The following is a 23,356-nucleotide window of genomic DNA, read 5'->3' as shown; positions in this document are numbered from 1 at the left end:
ATTTTGTCTGGTTTCCTGCGACATATTCTTTTTTCTACAAGTTTCTTGTTTTCGCAGGGTCTCATCCTGCATCATCCTGCTGTAATTTTCTCATCTATCATAAAACTCCATTATATTTTTTGTTTCTTATTTAACTTCGCAGGTAATCTAAAGATTAATTTTTACTGTTTTAAGCTATTTTTCCTTAGCATTAAGCAGCTCCAGCATACGAACTGGGTCAAATCCCAAAACCCAATCACCATTAATATTAGTTTGAGGAACTGAAAATTTTCGCGTATTCTTAATAAGTTTTATCATTTCTATTGGCTTAATGTCTACATTAATTTCTTTATATTCTATATTCATATTAGTTAAAAAGTCTCTTACCATACTACATACCGGACACATCATGGTGCTATAAAGTGTTACATTTTGTTTCATACCAGAATGCCTCTATTTCTTATATTTTCTAGAATAAGCAGTCCAAAGTTAACGGAATTTTATTCATTATGTTGTTAAGCTAAAATTGAATTTTTACTCTTCTCGATATCGGCAGCAATTTATTGTAATACCACATCCTCAAATAAAGTCCATTCCACAATACCTTTTTTACACCTGTACCGTCATATTTTTTCATCAGAAAAGGATAAGTTAATCTATTTCTCCTTTCCAATCAAGCATGCCGCCTGCCATGTTTGTTACATTATAGCCATGTTGGATCAAGAACTGACATGCGTTTCCACTTCTGCCTCCTGATCGGCATACCATGTAATAATGTTCATTTTTATCTAATTCTGCTAAACGTTCTGGAATTTGTCCTAGCGGCAGATGTTTTGCACCTGGAATTTTTCCATTAACAACTTCTTCATCTTCTCTGACATCGACAATATTTATTTTCTCACCACTAACTAGTTTTTGTTGTAATTCTTTTGCAGTAATTTCTTTCATTATCTATACCTCCAATTCCCTCTTTATACCCCGATTGGTATATGTTTGTCAAAAAAGAAAGTTCATCAACTCTTATTTACTAACGAATTGTTGAACTTATATGCTTTTTGCTAATAAATCCACTGTTTCTTTCATTACTTTTTATTGTACTTTCATCCCCAGACACTACTGCTACCCAGCTTGCAACAATCATAATAGATGGTGCCATTGTTAACTCAAAAACACGCATAAATATACCTATGTTGGTATGTTTACAGACAATAAAATAGTCGTTTGTTTAACGACTTTTACGAATATCTTAGCTTAGTTTTTATTGATTTTGCCACATGGAACCTCAGCACATGTTTCATAATATACCTACAGGGGTAAAAAGTCAATTTCTATATCTATTCTTTTATTAACTTTTCTTTGCTTTTTTCAACAGGGACTTTTATCTTGAAACCATTATAAGCCTCCGAAAATTCAATAAAGGATCATCTCTCCTGCTTTTTCATCATATACATGCAGGGACTCATCCCTTTAATTGAGATATCCCATCAATCAAATCGAATATTATCCTTTAACGCTTGATACAGAGCAGCCCTTCTAAGCATTCTATTTATTTTTTTATTGCAACTTGGATGACATGTCCTAAGCCCACATGCCTTTTTCCTTCATGACGCATTGCTTCACCATAATAAAAATGAATACATTTGTAATTTTTAATCCAATCCAGAATTTCTACTGGATTATATAACATATCAAGAGATCGTGGACCACCTGTTTGATATTTAAGTTGAGCTTCTGAGTAGACTTCAAAAATAATATGGCCACCGGATTTCACTGAATCTATCATGTTTTTTATCAGGAACTTCTGATTTTCTTTTGGAACGTGACCAAATACCATAATGGCTGCATCAAATTGATTTGTTTTCACTTTTTCACTCGTCAAATCAATCGCAACAGTTTCTACGTCAACATTATTTTTGTTTGCCAATATTTTCGTTTTTTCAAGACCTATTGTCGATTGATCATATGTCGTCACATCATGACCAAGTCTAGCTAAGTAAACCGCATTGCGACCTTCACCTTCAGCAAAACAGCCAACTTTTGATTGATCTCGTATAATTTTGCTCATGTCGTGTATAAATGCATTTTCCCGCTCACCATAAACAAAATCCTCATCTGAAAAACTCTTATCCCAATGTTCTTTTGACATTATAATTTACCTCCTTAACCGGCTATCATCTCGATTAATTACAACCCTACTATAAACCCATATGGGTATACTGTAAAGTGGTTTGTTTATGTATGCTCCCAAAGAAAATAGGAAATTGCAATAAAGACTCCGCTGCTTAGATATAGAAAGCGAGCCATTCACTACATTACTATTGTCCTTGAGATAAGAGTAAGAGTATTTTAGATTATGACAATGATAATATTTCCATATACTCTAATTACCTTTTACTCCATTACCATGCTTCTGTCGCACATTTTTTCTATCTTTTTGTGCAATCCCATAATGTTTATAATATAATCGATGTAATTTTTCACTTAACTAATTGCATTACTTTTTCCGGATCAAATCCTAATACCCATTGACCATTTATTTCAGTTTGTGGAACACCCATTTCGCCTGTTGTTTTTACTAAACGGTCTGCAGCAATTGGATCATGTTGGACGTTTATTTCTTCAAAAGGAAGTCCCTTGTCCTTTAAGAAGTTTTTCATCACTACACAGTATGTACAAGTATTAGTTGTATAGACTTTAATTTAATTTATAAAAAATCCTCCTCTTTTATATGAATTTGTTTATGAACTAAAAATCAGATAAATACTTTAATTTATTAAAAAAATTAAAGTATTCTCTAACTTCCTTGCTAATTAGTACAATAATGGCATATTCGCAAATTCTTCATTTCTTTATTTTTACTATTTCATTCTCTAAAAATTGCTTCTGATTATTTCTACTGCCAACAAACAATATTACTACTGGAATAAGTATTAAAGATAAAATCCCTCCAGCAAGTGATAACATTTCGTAGCTTGTACCAGCTACAACCATTCCTGACATAGCACCTCCGGTCGATCCAGCTAGAGCAATAAAAACATCCACTGTACCTTGGGTTTTGGCGCGTGTTGAAGGCTCCGTTGAGTCAACGATTAAAGCTGTACCACTGATCAAGCCAAAATTCCATCCTATACCAAGTAAGGTGAGCGCAAGAATCATTAAAAATAAAGAATCACCTGGGGCTGTCGCTGCTACAATACCTGAGATGAGCAATGTAACTCCAGAAGCAATTGCCATGACAGGGCGCCCAACCTTATCAACCAGAATTCCTGTAAAGAGCGAAGGAAAGTACATGGCGCCAATATGAAAGCCGATAACAAGTCCGATAGCTCCTAAGCTGTGACCATGATGCCCCATATGAATTGGTGTCATCGTCATAATCGCTATCATCACAATTTGGCTTAATACCATAATGGTGGCTCCAACTGTTATTCCTTTTTTATTCACATGATTCTCTTCTCGAATCATGTTTGACTCTGTATTTTTTTTATTTGTATTTATTTTTAAAGCAATAATAAATGGATCAGGACGTAAAAAGGCAAATAACACAAGCCCCGCCAATATAAACGCTGCTGCGGATAATATAAATGGTCCTGCGAGTTCTGGAACACCTATAGAACGAGCTATATTTCCCATCACACCTACTAGGTTGGGACCCGCAACCGCCCCAAGTGTTGTGGAGACCATTGCTATACTTACAGCAGTACCTCGCTGTTTGTTCGTTGCTAAGTCTGTCCCTGCATATCTAGCTTGTAAATTAGTCGCAGTACCCGCACCATATACGAGCAGGGATATAAATAATAAAAACACACTATTTAAGACAGCGGCAAACACAACACCTACTGCTCCAAGTCCACCTGCTATAAACCCTGTTGCTAACCCCATACGTCTTCCATAACTATTCGAAAGCCTTCCAACTGCTAATGCAGCTCCTGCCGAGCCTAACGTAAATAAGGCCGCAGGAATACCCGCAAATGCATTCGTGCCAAGCATTTGCCCTGCAAGCAATGCTCCAACTGTTATTCCGGCGGCTAAACCTGCTCCACCAAACATTTGTGAGATAACGATAATGATTAATGTACGTTTATACAATTGTTTTTGTTTTTCTGGATTATCTATATAATCTTGTACTGAATCGTTTGTTTGCCTAACCATAGCCAATACCTTCTTTCTCTAATTTCCCCTTTAGCAAATAATAATAACTTTATCAGCCAAGGTTTTTATAAGCAAATAACTTCAAATTAATTTAAATGTTCTTGAAATTCACTCCAATCTTGAACGCTTTTTTCCAAACGGTAAGCATTAATACCTTGACTCCTTAAAAGTTCTACTGCTTCTGCTGACCATAAACAATATATTCCTCTACAATAAGCAACAACATCACGGTTAGCCGGTAAAGAGTCAAGCTTCTCTTTTAATTCTTCCATTGGTATCGAAACAGCTCCGGGTATATGTGCATTTTCATATTCCTCTTTTGGTCTGACATCCAACAGTAATACTTCTCCCTTTTCCATCCTTTCGTTAAGTTCTTCGAGCGAAACCTCTTCCAGTTCTTTATTAGCATTTAAAAATTTCTGTTTTATTTGTTGGACCTGCAGAAACTGTTTTTCTGATAATTTATGTAGAGAATTGATAAAGTCAGCAATGACCTTATCTGCCAGTTCATAAATCACATAGTTTCCTGCCTTGTTAAATTTAACCATTCTAGCATTATTAAGTGTTTGTAAATGCTGTGATACATTTGCTACAGACATACCGGTTGATTTCGATAATGTTTCGACCGATTTAGGACCTTGCGACAAAAGATCCAGAATTTCCAATCGTTTCGGACTGGAAAGACTTTTACCTATTCTTGCATACTCTTGATATAATAAATCCTTTAAATATCTTGCATCTATCATTTTAAGCCACCCTCTACTCAATAACATTATTGAATAGTTGAATTGTAACCATAGCTAACCGCCATTGTCAACAACTTCTTTTCAAAACCACATTACGTATAAAGAAGCACTATACTCTCCATGGCTCTATGTTAGGCTCCAAAAGGGAATCTACTTTTAGAATGTTACTTGGAACTTATCTGATATAACTTCTAAACCAAATAAAAATTAATTGTAAAGAAATTTAGTGAAATATAATTTGATACAAACAGAATCTCTTATTTTGAAGAATGCACATGCATTTAGTCTTTAATATACAAAATATTTCTTTGACTACTACTGAAAAGTTGTCTATTAAAAATAGAAAGCTCTCCAAAACCGGAGGGCTTCCTTTATTCATTCCTTAACTCGTATAAGTCGTAAACTATTTAACGCTACTAGAACGGTTGCTCCCATATCTGAAAGGATGGCAATCCAAAGCGTCAACCAGCCTGGGATAACCAGTAATAAGGCAATAAATTTAATCGCAATCGCAAAAGTAATATTAGCTTTAATTATATTTAGCGCTTTCCGGCTAAGTTTTACAGTGAATGGAAGCTTCCTTAAATCATCTGCCATTAAAGCGATGTCTGCCGTTTCCAGAGCTGTGTCTGTACCAGCTCCGCCCATTGCAATACCAACGGTTGAGGCCGCCAATGCAGGTGCGTCATTGACACCATCACCTACCATCGCTACATTGCCAAACTCTGATCTCAGTTGTTTCATATAATCCAATTTATCTTGCGGCAACAATTCTGATTGAATATCAGATACACCTACGGATGCACCAATTGCATCCGCAGTACCTTTATTATCACCGGTCAACATAATTGTCTTTTTGATGCCTAATTGATTTAATTTTTGAATCACTTCTTTACTTGTTTCACGTACTTCATCAGCAACTGCAATAATGCCAAGGATATGTTGTTCGGCTCCAATAATCATGACCGTTTTCCCTTGATTCTGAAGGTACTTAACCTTGTCTTCGAATGCTTGAGTGAAATCAGGAACAAATAATTCGCTGAAGAGTTGTGGACTTCCTATATAGTAAGTTGTTCCATTTACAGTACCTTCAATACCTCGACCGGTAATTGATGAAAAGTCTTCCACCCTTATATGTGCGTAAGCGATATTTTCTTCCTCTGCTTTTTTCATGATTGCTGAAGCAAGCGGATGTTGTGAACGGTATTCTAGAGCTGCAATTACAGAAAGTAGTTCCTTTCCTTCAATTTGTTGGTTCAGCAATTCAAAATTTGTTACAATTGGAACTCCTTTTGTTAACGTACCCGTCTTATCAAATGCAATCGCCTTTATGGAACCCATTTCTTCTAAATAGATTCCACCTTTGATGAGGACACCTTTTTTGGCAGCATTCCCAATCGCTGAAACAATAGAAATCGGAGTTGATATGACTAGAGCACAAGGACAACCAACAACAAGAACGGCTAAGCCTTGATATACCCATGTTTCCCAACTACCACCAAAGAGTAAAGGTGGAATGATCGCAACGAGTGCTGCGACGATCATGATGATTGGGGTGTAATATTTCGCAAATTTATCGATAAAAGCTTGTGCGGGAGCTCGTTCCCCTTGTGCTTCTTCTACAAGATGAATAATTTTAGAAATCGTTGTATCTTCTACAAGCTTTGTTATTTCAACTTCGAGTATTCCTTCTTCATTTAACGTACCTGCATATACATTATCATCAATTGATTTTTCAACAGGTACTGATTCACCTGTAATAGCTGCTTGATTGACAGCAGAATAGCCATTTACGACTAAACCGTCCATTGCAATTTTTTGACCAGGCTTTACAAGCATGATATCCCCAACAACAATATCATTTACATGAACTTTTAATTCTTGCCCATTCCGCCTAACGAGAGCCTCTTTAGGAGCGATATCCATTAAGGAACGAATCGATTGTCTTGCCCTATCCATTGAAAATCGCTCCAGTGCCTCACTGATTGCGAAAAGAATAACTACAACAGCAACCTCTGCCCATTCTCCAATAATGGCACCACCTATCACAGCAACTGTCATCAGCGTCTTCATGTCGAATTCCAGGCGAATTAAGTTTTGTAAACCGACTCTAAAAAGGGATAGACCTCCGATTAGCATCGATGCTAAAAATAATAATGTAGTAATAAGGTTTCCTTCACCGTTTACAAATAAAGAAAGGTAACCAAAAAATAGAAACATTATCGAAGTAAGTAAAGTACTATGTTTTTTATAAAAAGGGATTTTCTCTTCTATATAATCCTTTTGAACCGTTTGTGAAGTATGTTGTATAGGTTTTTCAGGAACTACTTTAAGATTTTCAAAAGCACCTGCTTTTTCCAGCTCTTCAATAGTTGTGTTTCCGAAAACATTAATTTTGGAAGCTCCAAAATTGACTTTCGCATCCTCTACGCCTGGAATTTGTTTTACATTTTTTTCGAACTTTCCTGCACAATTTGCACAGGAAAACCCTTCAACGCGATAGACATGTTTATGTTCTGTTACGGATTTTACTGTATCATTCAACCTTAATAGCCTCCTTCTGGTGCTGAAAGGCTATTTCGACAAGCTGTTTAACATGCTCGTCATCTAATGAATAAAAAACTAACTTCCCTTTTTTTCGGTATGTTGCTAACCCTAAGTTTTTCAATAATCTCAAATGATGGGATGCTGTAGCCATTGAAGAGTCTATAATATTTGCTACATCACAAACGCATAATTCGCCTTCTGATGATAAAGCATAAGCAATCTTGATCCTTGTATCATCAGACAATGCCTTGAATATTTTAGCTACTTCCATAGGGTTTTGTTCAGTAAGATGCTGTTTAGCTCTTGTCACTTTCTCTTCATTAATACAAGTAACTTCACAAATATCTTTCGCCATCATATCTCCCCCATTCAAATGTATATTTGAGTATATATTTACTTTTAATATATGCAACTTTATTCAAATAGTCAAATGATTATTTGAATAATAAACATATTTTTTAGCTCTTTACTTTTCATTGGAACCAATACAATAAAGTGAAACTTCATTGCGTAGCATCCACACTGAATGATATATAAAGCACATGAATCGGATTTCTGCACTTATTTTCGGGGATTGGCTGTTTATTTGGGAGCAAAGTTATTATAGCTGGAGAATAATTAGGTAGATACTAGTAATTAAAATTAAATTCCCGATAGCAGCCTTGCCAATTGAGGTAATTTCATTAATTAGGTAGAGTTTTAAGTAGACTTTTTTCAACCATCCCTTCCTATATTTTAATGTTAGTTTTTCAATTCAATATCCATATCTATGGAACGAACCATCTGATTCAAAACAGAAGCGTCAGAAGTAATTATACCAAGAACCATCATACCTTCAGGGTTATCAAGATATAATATACAGCAATCAAATCTTCAGGGGTCCAAAAAACTAAATGCCCTTTCTTACATGAAAAAATTGTTGACACAGGGGCGATATCAAATTTCTTATAAAGCCTATACTTATGATATAATGAATACAGAACAAACGTTCCAAATCAAATAATTATACGAGGAGCAACTCATATGGAAAATGGGAAGCAGCTTATATAGCGGGCATAATAGACGGGGAAGGTTCTATTACTCTCACAAGGATGCATCATCGTGAAAATCGAAGACCTTGTATTTCGATATCTTCGACTGATAAAGAACTACTACTCTATATTCAAGAAGTAGTCGGTGGTGGAGCGCTTAATGATAAAAAGAATTATAAACCCGATAAACATAAAGACTCCTATACTTTATATTTCAAAAAAAAGAAAGATGTATTTTCAATATTAGAAGAAATATATCCATTTCTAAGAGTTCAGCAGAAAAAAATCGAGCTTACTGGATATTAGATAAATATGACTCAGTAACTCCAAGAAACGGTAAATATAATGAATCTCTCTTAAAAAACAAATTAATATTTGAGGAACAATTTTTTAAACTATAGAATAACCAAACGCAAAAAAACCACCAACATTATGTATTGGTGGAGACGGTGGGACATGCTCTTCCATGCTTTCGTCATGGCACTGACTATATCTTAGACCTCAAATTATAAGGTCTCCCGGCGTATTATACGAAATGTAAATTTACCAAGTTTGGCAGGATTTCGTATCCTAGTACTACCATATTGGCAGCCTATAAGTCGATAGATGGCTGTTGGATCGCTCCACATACCACTCGGTATTGCCTTATTGCAATAAATGCAACTTAGGTTTCACCGATAAAGCCGAGTTATCACTTTTGCGTTACCACAAAAGGCGACTAATTACTAATCGAACCCACGTCCAGAGATATCGGCACTCAGGCTTCTACACGCGTAGTTGATATATTATCATTCGCTAATCCTGCAGCCTATCAACAGGCTTTCGGATAGCTAGTCTGATTCAGTTCACCTGGAGATCCTCAGACGGAGGATACCAGCATAGCCCGCTTAAGTTGAGACCCTTCAATCTGCACCACGGGCGAGTGACAGGAAGGATCCTTTAGTGCTACTTACGCAGCTGCTAAAGAGTAATTGTTTTCTTTGCCAGTTATATTTAGGCGAGTAACGGTTTACGAGTCGTAACCTCGACGTGCAACCTGAGCTCAAACTACCCCTGTCGAATCCGTAACGTCCCCGTAAAGAGAAACGCTCTATAGGATAATTGAGCATTATTAAATTGTGTTACATACTCTATTATAGCAGAATCTCAGCTAATTTCAAGGGCTGGCAGAATTTACAGGCTCTACTACGATTTATCTCATATGATCTTTTATTGCACGGTCTACATCCCGCTTCATTTGCTTCTGCTTCAAATCTTCACGCTTGTCGTATTTCTTTTTCCCTTTTCCTAATCCAATTAAAACCTTGGCATAGCCATTTTTAATATAAATTTTTAAAGGGACAAGCGCATAGCCCTGTTGCTGTGTTAGGCCGATTAATTTATCGATTTCCTTCCGATGCAGAAGTAATTTACGTGTTCGGGTTGGATCGTGGTTGAATCGATTTCCCTGCTCATATTCTGCAATATGCAAATTAATCAATTTAACTTCACCACGATCAATTCTTGCGTGGGAATCCTTTATATTTACTCGGCCATTACGAAGTGATTTGATTTCCGTTCCTTGTAATACAATCCCTGCTTCATACGTATCTTCAATAAAATAATCATGGGATGCTTTTCTATTTTGCGCGATTGTTTTTCCTTGTCCTTTTGGCATACGAGTGTTCCTCCTACTACTTGCATAGAACCTTATTTTATCAGAAATCTGCTGTGATTCCAATTAGAACACCTAACTATAATGAAACAAGCCCAAACATTAAGCCATCAAAACTAAACTCACCGCCATAATCGCCATTCCAGTCATCACACCGTAAATGGAAAGATGTGCCTCATCATACCGTTTTGCTGCAGGTAACAATTCATCTAAGGAAATAAACACCATAATACCTGCTACCATAGAAAAAATAATTCCAAATAGAATATCACTTAAGAACGGCATTAAAATCAAGATTGCGACAAGAGCTCCAATCGGTTCTGCAAGTCCTGATAAAAAGGAAAGCTTAAAAGCCTTTTTCCGATCACCGGTTGCGTAATAAATTGGTACGGATACAGCAATTCCCTCTGGTATATTGTGAATAGCAACAGCTACTGCAATAGCAATCCCAATCGTTGGATCTTGCAGTGTAGAAACAAATGTTGCAATTCCCTCAGGAAAGTTGTGAATAGCTAAAGCCAACGCTGTAAACATTCCCATCTTCATTAAAGCAGGATCATTAAGAGCTGCGCCTGGCTTTTCCATGTCTTCTACTTTTTTCACTTCATGGGGGTTGCTATGGTTAGGTATAAATTTATCAATAAGACCGATGAAAAGCATCCCAGCGAAAAATCCAATAATCGTAAACCAATATCCTTCTGTTTCGCCCAAAGATGCAGTTAAAGCGTCTTTTGCCTTAAAAAATATCTCAACCATCGATACATAAATCATAACCCCGGCTGATAATCCTAAAGCAAAAGATAGAAATTTAGTATTTGTTGTTTTAGCAAAGAAAGCAAGTACACTTCCTACTCCAGTTGCAAGTCCTGCAAATAATGTTAACAGGAAAGCAAGAAGTACATCATTCATCCAAAATCCTCCAAACTTCAATTATAAAGTGAGATATTACCCATGAGGTGCTTGTTTCTCTTGGGAACATTACTTCAAAAGGTTTAAGCAGAACACTCCATAAATAATGCTTTAAAACCATTTTTTATCCTGTAATCAAGATGTTTCACTTCGTTAACACATAAAATGCCTTCATAGCAAAGATGCAGTTGGTTACATTTCTGAATTTCCAGACTGTTGAGTCTAGATTATGCTGCACCTGTACGATTTGTGACAGTTTTATAAGTAGTTTATAAGACACCATGTAAGGTGTCAATAAAATATTTTAGGATTACTATACCGATTTGCAACTGACTCAAAGTTCAAATCTGCAGAAAAAATGAGCCAACCTAACGTTTAGCTCATTTTTTCTTTTTGTTTTTTTTCTGTGGCTTTGTCTTATTTGATTGGAGAGCTTTTTTTGGTGGTCTTGGTTTTCTGTTTTGCTTTTTACGCGCTCCCGTTCCTGCCAGTTCAAAATCGACAGTATGTTCATCTGTATTGACGCTAACTACTTTTACTTCAACCTCATCACCAATCCGGTAGATATTTGCAGTTCGTTCTCCAATTAAAGCGTGAGCCCGCTCATCAAAGTGGTAATAATCGTCGGTTAAATAGCTGACATGTACAAGACCTTCAATGGTATTTTCAAGCTCTACAAACATTCCAAAATTCATAACAGAACTAATGACACCCGTGAACTCTTCACCGATTTTGTCTTTCATGAATTCTGCCTTTTTCAAATCATCCGTATCACGTTCCGCATCCACAGCTCTTCGTTCTCGTTCAGATGTATGCCTTGCAATTTCCGGCAATTTTTCTTTCCAATGCTTTTGCGTACCCTTGTCCATCTGCTGATTAATCAAATAGGTACGAATTAAGCGATGAACAATCAAATCTGGGTACCTGCGAATCGGTGATGTGAAATGTGTGTAGAATTCAGTTGCCAACCCAAAGTGTCCAATTCCCTGTGGATCGTATTTTGCTTGTTTCATGGAACGAAGCATTAATTTAGAAACAATCATTTCCTCTGGCTCACCTTCCAATGATTCGAGCACCTTTTGTAATGCCTGTGGATGCACTTCATTGGCAGTCCCCTTAACGGAAACACCTAGACCTGCAAGAAAGTCAAAAAACTTTTCCAATTTCCCTTCGTCCGGATCCTCATGGATTCGGTGAATAAATGGAACATCCAGCCAATGGAAATGTTCCGCGACCGTTTCATTCGCCGCCAGCATAAATTCTTCAATGAGACGTTCTCCTACAGAACGCTCACGAATAACCACATCTGTCGGTCTTCCACTCTCGTCAACAAGCACCTTTGCTTCTTTAAAATCGAAGTCAATTGCACCACGTCCCATACGCTTCGAACGTAAAATTTTAGCAAGCTCTTCCATTTGCTCAAACATCGGTACAAGTGGTTCATATTTTGCACGAAGTTCAGGATCTTTATCTGCTAAAATCCGATTCACATCATGATACGTCATACGCTCTGTTGTGTTAATTACACTTTGGAAAATTTCATGGCTCACTACTTGTCCACTAGTGTTAATCTCCATCTCACACCCAAGCGTCAATCTGTCCACTTGCGGATTCAACGAACAAATCCCATTTGATAGGCGATGGGGAATCATTGGAATTACGCGATCAACTAAATAGACGCTAGTTCCGCGTTCATAGGCTTCTGCATCCATTGCTGAACCTTCTTTTATATAATAGCTTACATCCGCAATATAAACACCAAGCTTGTAGTTGCCATTCTCTAATTGCTTAACCGTTACCGCGTCATCCAAGTCCTTCGCATCAGCACCATCAATTGTAACAATCATTTCATCACGCAAATCACGTCTGCCTTCTAATTCCTCAGGCGCAATGGCGTCTGGCGTATTCGTTGCTTGCTCCAATACTTCTTCTGGAAAATCAATTGCAATCCCATGCTTATATATAATTGAAATGATATCAATTCCCGGATCGTTCTTGTGCCCTAGAATATGAATAATTTCTCCCTCAGCACTCATTCTTCCTTCTGGATATTTTGTAATTCGCGCAATAACTTTATGCCCGCTTACTGCTCCATGTGAACTGCCTTTTGGGATAAAAATATCGTTAGGAATCCGCTTATCATCGGCAATAACGAAACCAAATGCTCGATTGTCTTCAAATGTTCCAACAACTTGTATAACGGAACGCTCCAATATACGGATAACCTTTCCTTCTGGACGATTTCCCTCAGTACCTGTTTTTTCCAAACGAACGAGCACTTTATCATTATTCATTGCCGAGCCTAAATCATTTGCATGAATATAAACATCCTTAGATTCCTCATCTTCTGGGATTAAAAAAGCAAATCCCTTAGCATGCATTTGGATTTTCCCTTTAACGAGATTCATTTTGTCTGGTAGACCAAAGCGATTTTTGCGTGTTCGAACAAGGTCACCGTTTTCTTCCAGCACATTCAATGCTTTTACAAGCTCCTTAAAATCGACCGAATCATCAATCTCAAGCTCTCGTTCTATTTCATCTACCGCCAAAGGCTTCATATTATTTTCTTTAAAAAACTCAAGTATTCTTTCTTTCATCTGCTCACCCTCTTTCATTTTATTCTTCCTCTTTTTTCACTTATTTAATCATTGTTTCCAATCCAAGCTCTCTAAAAATTGATAAATATCCTCATGTAATTGATCCTTTTCTTTATCCAATGTAATTACATGACCAGAATCTTCATACCACGTTAGCTCTTTAACATCCGATTCAACATTTTCGTAAATGTAGGTCGCACTTTCCGTGTTAATCATTCTGTCCTGTCTCGCTTGTACGACAAATACCGGTGTATAGATGGTGTCAATATTATTTTTCACTTCAGTAATGGTTTTACCCAATCCAGCAAAAAGCTCCTTCGAATTTTCAACAAGTGAAGCTACTTCTTGTTCAATTGTTGCTTCATCTTTTCCTTCTAATTGCTTAAATTCCTTAGAAAAAGCCTTAAAACCCTGATTCAGCTGGGTTTCATTATCGAAGAACATTGGAGCGCACATCGGGATCATTGCTTTAATATTTGTTGAATAAGCAAGCTTCAGCCCTAAAACACCGCCAAGCGAAAGTCCGGCAACAGCAATCTCTTCATAGCCAAGATTCTTTAAATGCTGCAATGCTTGATTAACATCTTCCCACCATTCATTTGGATTAGATTTAATCAATTCTTCCGGCGGCAATCCGTGCCCCCTGTAAATAGGTGCATGACTTGTATAGCCTTTCTTTTCTAAGAATCTGCCGAGCATTCTTACATCTGCGGTATGTCCTGTAAATCCATGCAATAATAAAACAGCACGCGGTCCTGCTTCAAACGTAAAAGGTTGTGGTAGTTTGATTTTCATTATTCTGTGACAACTCCTTGCATATTCCTCTTATTACTCTATCCTTTATGGATAACTATACATCATTTAACATTAAAAAACCCTTATCACATATTCGTGACAAGGGATTATTATCTATTGTAATACATATGCACTTAAAAAAGCTAATATAAAGAACAATACGCCAGTAATCACCGTTCCACGATGGAGAATTAAATCAATCCCACGTGCCTTTTGCTTACCGAATAATTGCTCTGCACCACCTGAGATAGCTCCGGAAAGCCCAGCGCTTTTTCCAGATTGTAATAGTACTAAAGCTATCATCACAATTGCATCAATTACTAATAATATATTCACAACACTTGCCATGTTTCATGACCTCCTCCTGCACCGACAATACCTACATGTTACTTTATCATATTTCAATTAAAACTAGCAAGATAAATCATATTTAATTTACATTAAACTTAGACGAAATAATACTTTCCTTTTAATATAAATATAAAGAGCGATATATTGGGGAGGATTATATATGGAACATACCTTTTGGCTTACGATGAACGATGAAACTGCTGTTTATGTAAAGAAATGGTATACCGAGAATCAAACACCCAAAGCCATTATCCAGCTGGCACATGGGATGGTCGAACATATTGAACGATATAATGAATTTGCCACGTTTTTAGTTGAAAAGGGTTTTGCCGTGTATGGGAATGACCATAGGGGGCATGGTAAAACAGGTGAAAGACAAGGTTTGCAAGGTTATTTTGCAGATCATGATGGATTTCTAAAGACAGCAGATGACTTGTACGCGATAACACAGCATATTAGGCTCCAGTATCCTCACACTCCGATTTTTCTCTTCGGTCATAGTATGGGGTCCTTTCTAGCAAGAAACTATCTACAAAACTATAGTCATCTAATTGATGGAGTCATTCTATCAGGCACTGGTTATTTCTCAACTGGTGTATCTGCACTTGGCAAAATACTTGCGAAAGTATTGCCACCCAAAAAGCAATCTAATCTTATGAACCACCTGTCTTTTAGCAGGAATAACCAAAAAATAAACGATAAAAAGCATGGATACGAGTGGTTATCAAGGGATGAAGCAATTATTCAGGAATACGTTAAAGATCCTTTTTCCGGTTTTGTTCCCACAGGCAGATTTTTCTATGATTTGCTATCCGGTATTCTTTCTATGCAAAATAAAAAACGGAATCAATCGATACGTAAAGATCTTCCAATGCTAATCATTAGTGGTGATGCTGATCCAGTAGGAGATTATGGAAAAGGTGTTTGGAAAACCGCTGGCATATATGAAAAAACTGGACTAGAAAGCATAACGGTCATGCTCTATCCTGACGGTCGACATGAAATATTGAACGAAATCAATAGAATGGAAATATTTACTGATATTAATAGATGGATTGTGCTTCATTTGTAACAATCATTTGCTTGCAAGTGTATTTGCATGACGGTAAAATGAATATGGATTGTTTTTTGCTAAATGAGAAAGTATTAAACTTCCTATTTTCAAAGTGAAAGGCAACTGCTCAGGGACCTGGCAAGTGCCAAATTTTTCTAAACTCTTTTATATTGAAAGGATGGACTCTAGCATCATGAAGAAAGTAATGGGAATAGCTGCATCATCCGGCATTGCAATTGCAAAAGCTTATGAATTGAAAGCGCCGGATTTATCGTTTGAAAAGGTTATAATTGAAGATACAGATAAAGAGGTCGAACGCCTGGACCAAGCTTTAGCAATCTCAAAGCAAGAGCTAGAAAGAATTAAAGAGCATACAAGAAAAGAAATCGATGAAGAACACGCAGAAATTTTCTCTGCACATCTATTAGTGCTTAGTGACCCTGAGCTTGTCAATCCGATGAAAGACAAGATTACCACTGAAAAGGTAAATGCTGAGGCTGCACTGGATGAAGTTGCAACAATGTTTATTGATATGTTTAAAGCTATGGATAATGAATATATGCGGGAACGTGCTGCTGATATTCAAGATGTTACAAAACGCGTACTTGCACATTTGTTAGGAGCAAGCTTCCCTGATCCCGCTTTAATAAACGAACAAGTAATTGTGATTGCGAATGACCTTACCCCTTCAGATACTGCACAACTAAATCGCGAATTCGTGAAAGGGTTTGCTACTGATATAGGCGGTCGAACTTCTCATTCCGCTATTATGGCAAGATCACTTGAAATCCCTGCAGTAGTAGGAACAAAGAACATTACCTCTACTGTGGCAAAAGACGATTTAATAATCGTTGATGGACTTGAGGGTAATATTATTATCAACCCTACTGAGGAAGAACTGGAAACTTATCGCAATAAACAGGAAGCTTATGCGCAACAACAAGAGGAATGGGCAAAACTGAAGGACGAGCCTACATTCTCCAACGATGGTGAGCAAGTAGAATTAGCAGGTAATATTGGTACACCAGATGACGTAGCAGGTGTGTTAAACAATGGTGGAGAGGGTGTCGGTCTTTACCGCACAGAATTCCTGTACATGGGCAAATCAGAGCTCCCTTCTGAGGACGAGCAGTATGAAGCATATAAATCCGTCTTAGAGCAAATGGGTGATAAGCCTGTTGTAGTAAGAACATTGGATGTTGGCGGAGACAAAGAGCTTAGCTATTTAGATCTGCCAAAGGAAATGAACCCATTTTTAGGTTACCGTGCAATTCGTTTCTGTTTAGATAACGAGCATGTTTTCCGTCCACAGCTACGTGCACTGCTGCGTGCGAGTGCATATGGCAACTTAAAAATTATGTTCCCGATGATTGCAACATTAGAAGAATTCCGTCAAGCCAAAGCAATCCTGCTTGATGAAAAAGAATCTTTAAAAGCAGATGGCGTGAAAGTATCCGATGATATCGAAGTTGGAATCATGGTAGAAATTCCTTCAACTGCTGTAATTGCTAAACAATTTGCGAAGGAAGTAGATTTCTTCAGTATTGGAACGAACGATTTAATTCAATATACAATGGCAGCAGACCGAATGAATGAACAGGTTTCTTATCTGTATCAACCATACCATCCTGCAATCCTTAACCTCGTAAACACGGTTATCGAAGCAGCACATCAAGAAGGTAAATGGGTTGGTATGTGCGGAGAAATGGCTGGGGATTCTATTGCAATTCCGATTTTATTAGGTCTTGGATTAGACGAGTTTAGTATGAGTGCAACATCAATATTACCTGCTCGTACGCAAATCCGTAGCCTTTCCAAAGAGAAAATGGTTTCCTATAAAGAAGATATACTAGCTATGGGAACTGCTGAAGAAGTTGTAGAATTCATTAAAGAAAAAACAGAATAAGTTTTTGATATAGCGCTTGGACTTTTTTTGGTTCAAGCGCTTTTTTTAGCGATTTTATAAAATGGGATAAACAAGCATTTTTGAGTCTTTTGCAATAAACCAATTTGATTAAGCGTGCACGCTCCCAAGTTAAGATAATTATTTTGTTCGGCGGGTCGTACCTTTGCTCCTTAAGTAATTGATTTTCTTGGGTTGAGGATAGAGAATCAATTCTTACCCAATTGAGCGCTATGTCTCAATAAAAGTCAATTTTTCCTCAATCGGACTTCTTCCTTTATTGTGCGGAATTTTTTCTGGATAGCCAATTTGCATAACAGCTGCAATCTTTGTTTTGCTTTCCTTTAAACCTATGGCTTTCATAAATTCTTTATCGTGCATATAGGGTGTTATCGTCCAGAGCATGCCTACACCATATCCCCATGCTGCTAGCTGTACATTTTGAATAAATGCACACACTGCTGCAAAGTCTTCTTCATAGCGAATGGAGTCATCTTCAATTTCAAAATAAATCAGTGCATGATGAGGAATATCCAGAAGGAATTTTGTCATTGAAGCAATCATTTTCACTGTTTTTGGATCATTGCCCTGTTTGATCATTCCAATCCGTTGATAGCTTTGTATAATGGACCCAACAAAGTCCTGTTTTCCTTTTCCCTGGTATACTTTAATTTTCCATGGTTCCTTCATATAATGCGTCGGTGCCCAGGTTCCATATGTAAATATTTTTTTCAATAATGCTTTGTCCACTTCTTGCTGTTTAAAGGAATGAATGGTTCTGCGTTCTTGAATTGCTTTTAAAATATCAATTTTTCATCACCTCCTATTCCAATAGACTAGCATAAAAAAACATAAAAGCGATAGTTAAAGTCATATCACTTTTATGCTTAACATTTACTCGAAACGCTGGCCTGACATAACAGTCATAAAACGCGTATAAAACCTTGGATAATCAAGTCCGAAGGCAATACGATGTGTTCTTCGGGTCTCTTCTTCAGCATCCTCTTCAAGATTCGCATATGGACGAATGTCAGCGATGCTTTGTCCTCGCTCTGTACCCTCTCGAGCCTGAACAATTTGCACCGGTAAATCCTGGAAGGTGAACATGTCTTCGTTATTAATCGCCATTAATGTAAGAACATCGTGAAGCGGACTTCCTTGGATGTTCGGGTCCCTCTCCTTATAATATTCGTAGTAATAATCCAATAACGTTTTCACAATAGGAAGTCCGCCCACTTGATCAATATAATCTACCATTTCTGGTGTAGCGATCGCTTGCTGCGTTACATTCAATGGAATAATTGTAACGTTATCAGTATTCGCTAACACTAGCTGAGCAGCAACTGGATCACCATGAAAATTCGCTTCAGAGACGGCAGTTACATTTCCAGGTACCCAAAATGCGCCACCCATTACATAGTAGCTTCCTACCTTTTTCATTAGATCCTGATACAATAAGAACATCGTAGCAAGTGATGTTAAACGACCAATGTTCACAATGACTAATTCCTGTTGATATTGTTCAATTATTTCTACAATATCATGGAAGTTTTCACTGATTAAATTTTGTCCATCTGTCTCAGGTATAATTGGACCAAGTCCATATTCCCCATGGATTTCCGGTACATATACAGGAGGTTCCCCAGTCATTGGTATTTCAGCACCTGCAATGATTTTGACATCTTCAATTTCTTCCGTATCAAATAGACTTTTTACATATTGAATGTTTGCTAAAGCATTTTCCCTTGATATATTTCCATAATCCGCAACCAGCCCAACAATATCAATTTCATCATTCATATATGCGTAGAGAATAGCAATTGTATCATCAATACCGATATCGCCAAAAAGCAATACTTTTTTAGCCACGTAAGTCCCTCTCCCTGTAAGATAATTACATTTAGTTAACTGTATTACAGAAAGAGACTTTCTATACCTTTTTTCATCCAAAAGAAAAGAGGCGGATTTTCACCGCCTCTTATCCAAATTTATTATTTTTTCAAGTTATAGAATGCACTTAGACCTGCATATTCACCCATACCAGCTAATTCATCTTCAATGCGAAGTAATTGGTTGTATTTCGCTACACGGTCTGTACGTGACGGCGCACCTGTTTTGATTTGCCCTGCATTTGTTGCAACAGCGATATCAGCGATTGTAGCATCTTCTGTTTCACCAGAACGGTGAGAAATAACTGCTGTATATCCAGCACGTTTAGCCATTTCAATTGCTTCAAAAGTTTCTGTAAGTGTTCCAATTTGGTTCACTTTAATAAGGATTGAGTTTCCAATTCCTTGTTCAATTCCTTGAGAAAGCTTCGCAGTGTTTGTAACAAATAGGTCATCTCCTACTAACTGTACGCGATCACCAATACGCTCTGTCAATAATTTAAAGCCTTCCCAGTCATTTTCATCAAGACCATCTTCAATAGAAACGATTGGGTATTTATTGATCATTTCCTCATACCAGTCAACCATTTCTGCTGAAGTACGTACGACACCTTCACCTTTTAGGTTATATTTTCCATCCTCATAGATTTCAGATGCTGCAACATCCATTGCAAGCTTGATTTCTTCACCTGGTTTATAACCAGCTGCTTCAATTGCTTCCATGATTGTTTGTAATGCTTCTTCGTTAGAGCCCAAGTTTGGTGCGAAACCACCTTCATCACCTACTGCAGTGTTCAAGCCTTTATCGCTTAGCACTTTTTTCAATGCGTGGAAAATTTCTGCACCAGTACGCAATGCTTCTTTAAACGTAGGAGCTCCTACTGGCATAATCATAAATTCTTGAATATCAACATTATTATCTGCATGCTCTCCACCATTAACAATGTTCATCATTGGTGTAGGTAACACTTTGGCATTGAATCCACCTAGGTAGTTATATAATGGAACTTCAAGGAAGCTTGCTGCTGCATGAGCTGCTGCCATGGATACACCTAAGATAGCGTTAGCACCCAATTTACCTTTGTTTTCTGTACCGTCAAGGTCTATTAATAAAGCATCGATAATGTTTTGACGGGTAACATCAAGTCCAATTAACTCTGGTGCAATAATTTCATTTACATTTTCAACTGCTTTTAAGACACCTTTTCCTAAGTAACGGTCTTTGTCACCATCACGTAATTCAACTGCTTCATACTCACCAGTTGAAGCGCCACTTGGAACAAGCGCAGAACCAAATGCTCCGGATTCTGTAAAAATTTCTACCTCAACTGTTGGGTTCCCACGTGAGTCTAGTACTTCTCTAGCGTAAACGTCTGTAATGTATGGCATGAAAATCTCTCCTTTTTTTACCTATTGTTTGTAATTTTTATTTGTAGTTATCATTTAATAATTAGCGACTCTCCGGTCATTTCTTCTGGTTTTACAACATCTAATAAATCCAATAATGTTGGTGATAGATCTGCAAGGATACCACCATCGCGTAATTGAATATTATCTTTTGTTACAATTACTGGTACTGGATTGGTAGTGTGCGCAGTCATTGGATCTCCATCTAGCGTAACAACCTCATCAGAGTTACCATGGTCCGCAGTAATGATTGCATGTCCACCTAGTTCTATAATTTTGTCAACGATTTTACCTAAGCATTGATCAACCGCTTGAATCGCATCAATAGTTGGCTGCAGTTTACCTGAATGTCCGACCATATCAGGATTCGCAAAGTTTAGGATGATTGCATTCTGTTCGCCTTTATCAAGCTCAGTAAGCAGTGCATCAGTCACTTCATACGCACTCATTTCTGGTTTTAAATCATACGTTGCAACCTTAGGTGAATCAATCAAAATTCGTTTTTCACCTGGGAATTCCGCTTCACGTCCACCACTCATGAAAAAGGTTACGTGTGGGTATTTCTCCGTTTCGGCAATACGCAGCTGTTTCAGATTATTCTGGGCCAGCACTTCACCTACCGTATTATCCAGATTGATTGGTTCATAAGCAACAAAACCATCAACCGTTTCACTGAAATTCGTCAGCATCACAAAGTCCAAGTCTTTTGGCACATTTTCGCCGCGGTCAAAATCACGGAAATCTGCATTTGCAAATGTACGTGAAATTTGAATCGCTCTATCCGGGCGGAAATTATAGAAAATAATGGAATCATTATCTTGGATTTGTCCTACAGGCTTATCATTTTCATCAACGATAACGGACGGAATAACAAACTCGTCATAAATTCCATTTTCATAATTATCGTTAACAACATCCATTGCGTGTTTATACTTCGGCCCTTTCCCTTGAACCATTGCTTCATACGCCTTCTGAACACGATCCCAGCGTTTATCCCGGTCCATAGAATAATAACGTCCAGAAACGGTTGCAATTTCACCTATTCCAAGCTCACGGATCTTTTCTTCGGTCTCAGCAATATATTTACCTGCAGTTTGTGGGCCGACGTCTCGACCATCTAGAAATGCATGTATATATACTTTTTCCAGACCACTATCCTTCGCTAGTTTCAGCAATGCGAATAAATGACTGATGTGGCTATGCACACCACCATCAGATAATAATCCAAACAAGTGCAATGCCTTATCATTCGTTTTCGCATGGTGAATCGATCTGAGAAAAGCCTCGACCTTGAAAAAGTCTCCTTCCTCAATGGACATATTCACACGTGTCAAACTTTGATAAACAACGCGACCAGCACCAATATTCAAATGACCTACTTCCGAATTCCCCATTTGACCTTCAGGCAATCCTACGGCGTTTCCACTTGCGATCAATTGATTATGGGCATATTCCTCCCAATATCGATCAAAGTTAGGTGTACTTGCTTGTTTGACTGCATTTCCCATCACTTCATCACGAATCGCATATCCATCCAAAATGATTAATGCAGCTAATTTATTTTGAGTCATTTCGTACCTGCCTCCACAAGATGTAGAAAGGAATCTGCTTCTAGACTTGCCCCACCGACTAAGGCACCATCAATATCTGACTCCCCAAGAAGTTCCTCTATATTGGATGGTTTTACACTGCCACCATATTGAATGACAACCTTCTCCGCCGTATCTTCTGATGTCACTTCTTTAATTACCTGTCGGATATGGGCACAAACTTCATTTGCATCGGCACTAGATGCTGTCTTACCTGTTCCAATTGCCCAGATTGGCTCATATGCAATAATCGTGTTAGCTATTTGGTCATTCGAAAGACCTTCCAGCGCTTTTTTCACTTGTGATGCAACAAGATCCATCGTCTGGTTCGCTTCGCGCTGTTCCAATGTTTCACCAACACAAACAATTGGGGTTAACTCATGATTAAATGCTGCATGTGTTTTCTTATTTACTGTTTCATCTGTTTCTGCAAAATATTCACGGCGTTCAGAGTGACCTAGCACAACATGTGTTACACCAAGATCTTTAAGCATAACCGGACTTACTTCCCCAGTAAATGCACCACTTTCTTCAAAATGCATATTTTGTGCAGCGACACGCAATTTCGTTCCATTTGTTTTTTCAACTAATGCAGACAGATACGGAAATGGTGCACATACAATCGCTTCTACTTGATCATTATCTGGAACACTACCAACAACATCTTCTACAAAGGCGTTCGCTTCCGATAAATCTTTATTCATTTTCCAATTTCCAGCAATCACTTTTTTACGCATTTTATCACCTCTCCGA

The 23,356-nt window shown here is 37.6% G+C and carries 22 protein-coding genes and 1 other RNA gene; 3 read left to right on the top strand and 20 right to left on the bottom strand.

All coding sequences use genetic code 11. The features are described from left to right. Positions 1-174 precede the first annotated feature (174 nt). The 9 genes from NSQ77_RS17850 to NSQ77_RS17810 form a co-directional block, all read right to left on the bottom strand. The gene (locus tag NSQ77_RS17850) at positions 175-420 is read right to left on the bottom strand and encodes a glutaredoxin domain-containing protein (RefSeq protein ID WP_339227416.1); all 246 of its coding nucleotides are present in this window, start codon (positions 418-420) and stop codon (positions 175-177) included. 210 nt (positions 421-630) lie between these two features. Further along, positions 631-927 carry a rhodanese-like domain-containing protein gene (locus NSQ77_RS17845; protein ID WP_339227415.1) on the bottom strand — a complete coding sequence of 99 codons (297 nt, stop codon included), beginning with the start codon at positions 925-927 and terminating at the stop codon, positions 631-633. Between the two features lie 79 nt (positions 928-1,006). Then, positions 1,007-1,156, bottom strand: a complete 150-nt coding sequence (locus NSQ77_RS17840; protein ID WP_339227414.1) for a hypothetical protein — start codon at positions 1,154-1,156, stop codon at positions 1,007-1,009. Positions 1,157-1,525: 369 nt separating this feature from the next. Beyond that, positions 1,526-2,125, bottom strand: a complete 600-nt coding sequence (locus NSQ77_RS17835) for a class I SAM-dependent methyltransferase (RefSeq protein WP_339227413.1) — start codon at positions 2,123-2,125, stop codon at positions 1,526-1,528. A 331-nt stretch (positions 2,126-2,456) separates the two neighbouring features. Further along, the gene (locus NSQ77_RS17830) at positions 2,457-2,678 is read right to left on the bottom strand and encodes a glutaredoxin domain-containing protein (RefSeq protein ID WP_339231076.1); all 222 of its coding nucleotides are present in this window, start codon (positions 2,676-2,678) and stop codon (positions 2,457-2,459) included. A 142-nt stretch (positions 2,679-2,820) separates the two neighbouring features. Next, positions 2,821-4,131, bottom strand: a complete 1,311-nt coding sequence (locus NSQ77_RS17825) for an MFS transporter (RefSeq protein ID WP_339227412.1) — start codon at positions 4,129-4,131, stop codon at positions 2,821-2,823. Positions 4,132-4,217: 86 nt separating this feature from the next. Then, entirely contained in the window at positions 4,218-4,874 is a 657-nt protein-coding gene (locus NSQ77_RS17820) for a metalloregulator ArsR/SmtB family transcription factor (RefSeq protein WP_339231073.1), read from the bottom strand. 378 nt (positions 4,875-5,252) lie between these two features. Continuing rightward, complete coding sequence (locus tag NSQ77_RS17815; RefSeq protein WP_339227411.1) at positions 5,253-7,421, bottom strand: heavy metal translocating P-type ATPase; 2,169 nt, start codon at positions 7,419-7,421, stop codon at positions 5,253-5,255. Continuing rightward, the gene (locus NSQ77_RS17810) at positions 7,414-7,779 is read right to left on the bottom strand and encodes a metalloregulator ArsR/SmtB family transcription factor (protein WP_339227410.1); all 366 of its coding nucleotides are present in this window, start codon (positions 7,777-7,779) and stop codon (positions 7,414-7,416) included. Before NSQ77_RS17810 ends, NSQ77_RS17815 begins: the two co-directional genes overlap by 8 nt. A 736-nt stretch (positions 7,780-8,515) precedes the next feature. Here NSQ77_RS17810 and NSQ77_RS17805 point away from each other — a divergent pair. Next, positions 8,516-8,761, top strand: coding sequence for a hypothetical protein (locus NSQ77_RS17805; protein ID WP_339227409.1), 246 nt, complete (start codon positions 8,516-8,518; stop codon positions 8,759-8,761). A gap of 420 nt (positions 8,762-9,181) precedes the next feature. On the opposite strand, the gene ssrA is transcribed toward NSQ77_RS17805, so the two are convergent. From ssrA to secG, 6 genes are all read right to left on the bottom strand, one after another. Then, positions 9,182-9,522: a transfer-messenger RNA gene (gene ssrA, locus NSQ77_RS17800) on the bottom strand. Between the two features lie 125 nt (positions 9,523-9,647). After that, a complete protein-coding gene (gene smpB / locus NSQ77_RS17795; protein ID WP_339227408.1) occupies positions 9,648-10,112 on the bottom strand; it encodes an SsrA-binding protein SmpB in 465 nt (154 codons plus the stop codon). 99 nt (positions 10,113-10,211) lie between these two features. Next, a complete protein-coding gene (gene zupT, locus NSQ77_RS17790; RefSeq protein ID WP_095311325.1) occupies positions 10,212-11,018 on the bottom strand; it encodes a zinc transporter ZupT in 807 nt (268 codons plus the stop codon). Between the two features lie 380 nt (positions 11,019-11,398). Beyond that, positions 11,399-13,615 carry a ribonuclease R gene (gene rnr, locus NSQ77_RS17785; RefSeq protein WP_339227407.1) on the bottom strand — a complete coding sequence of 739 codons (2,217 nt, stop codon included), beginning with the start codon at positions 13,613-13,615 and terminating at the stop codon, positions 11,399-11,401. Positions 13,616-13,663: 48 nt separating this feature from the next. Beyond that, the gene (locus NSQ77_RS17780; RefSeq protein WP_339227406.1) at positions 13,664-14,410 is read right to left on the bottom strand and encodes an alpha/beta fold hydrolase; all 747 of its coding nucleotides are present in this window, start codon (positions 14,408-14,410) and stop codon (positions 13,664-13,666) included. Between the two features lie 114 nt (positions 14,411-14,524). Next, positions 14,525-14,758 carry a preprotein translocase subunit SecG gene (gene secG / locus NSQ77_RS17775; RefSeq protein WP_339227405.1) on the bottom strand — a complete coding sequence of 78 codons (234 nt, stop codon included), beginning with the start codon at positions 14,756-14,758 and terminating at the stop codon, positions 14,525-14,527. A 163-nt stretch (positions 14,759-14,921) separates the two neighbouring features. Here secG and NSQ77_RS17770 point away from each other — a divergent pair, with 163 nt between their 5' ends. Continuing rightward, entirely contained in the window at positions 14,922-15,833 is a 912-nt protein-coding gene (locus tag NSQ77_RS17770; protein ID WP_339227404.1) for an alpha/beta hydrolase, read from the top strand. A 175-nt stretch (positions 15,834-16,008) separates the two neighbouring features. Next, positions 16,009-17,721: a phosphoenolpyruvate--protein phosphotransferase gene (ptsP, locus tag NSQ77_RS17765; protein ID WP_339227403.1), complete on the top strand. Its 1,713-nt coding sequence runs from the start codon at positions 16,009-16,011 to the stop codon at positions 17,719-17,721. 228 nt (positions 17,722-17,949) lie between these two features. Here ptsP and NSQ77_RS17760 read toward each other — a convergent pair whose 3' ends face one another. From NSQ77_RS17760 to tpiA, 5 genes are all read right to left on the bottom strand, one after another. After that, positions 17,950-18,510, bottom strand: a complete 561-nt coding sequence (locus NSQ77_RS17760; protein ID WP_339231070.1) for a nitroreductase — start codon at positions 18,508-18,510, stop codon at positions 17,950-17,952. A gap of 102 nt (positions 18,511-18,612) precedes the next feature. Further along, positions 18,613-19,587 carry a nucleoside hydrolase gene (locus NSQ77_RS17755; RefSeq protein ID WP_339227402.1) on the bottom strand — a complete coding sequence of 325 codons (975 nt, stop codon included), beginning with the start codon at positions 19,585-19,587 and terminating at the stop codon, positions 18,613-18,615. A 122-nt stretch (positions 19,588-19,709) separates the two neighbouring features. After that, positions 19,710-20,996, bottom strand: coding sequence for a phosphopyruvate hydratase (eno, locus tag NSQ77_RS17750; RefSeq protein ID WP_339227401.1), 1,287 nt, complete (start codon positions 20,994-20,996; stop codon positions 19,710-19,712). Positions 20,997-21,046: 50 nt separating this feature from the next. Beyond that, on the bottom strand, positions 21,047-22,585 hold the full coding sequence (gene gpmI / locus NSQ77_RS17745) for a 2,3-bisphosphoglycerate-independent phosphoglycerate mutase (RefSeq protein WP_339227400.1): 1,539 nt from the start codon (positions 22,583-22,585) through the stop codon (positions 21,047-21,049). After that, complete coding sequence (gene tpiA / locus NSQ77_RS17740) at positions 22,582-23,340, bottom strand: triose-phosphate isomerase (protein WP_339227399.1); 759 nt, start codon at positions 23,338-23,340, stop codon at positions 22,582-22,584. The genes gpmI and tpiA overlap by 4 nt, the downstream gene beginning before the upstream one ends. Positions 23,341-23,356 lie beyond the last annotated feature (16 nt).

Origin of the sequence: Oceanobacillus sp. FSL K6-2867, assembly GCF_037963145.1 — a bacterium.
Classification (GTDB): Bacteria; Bacillota; Bacilli; order Bacillales; family Amphibacillaceae; genus Oceanobacillus.
The sequence above is the reverse complement of the archived record's forward strand: the minus strand, read 5'-3'. Positions and strand labels throughout refer to the sequence as shown.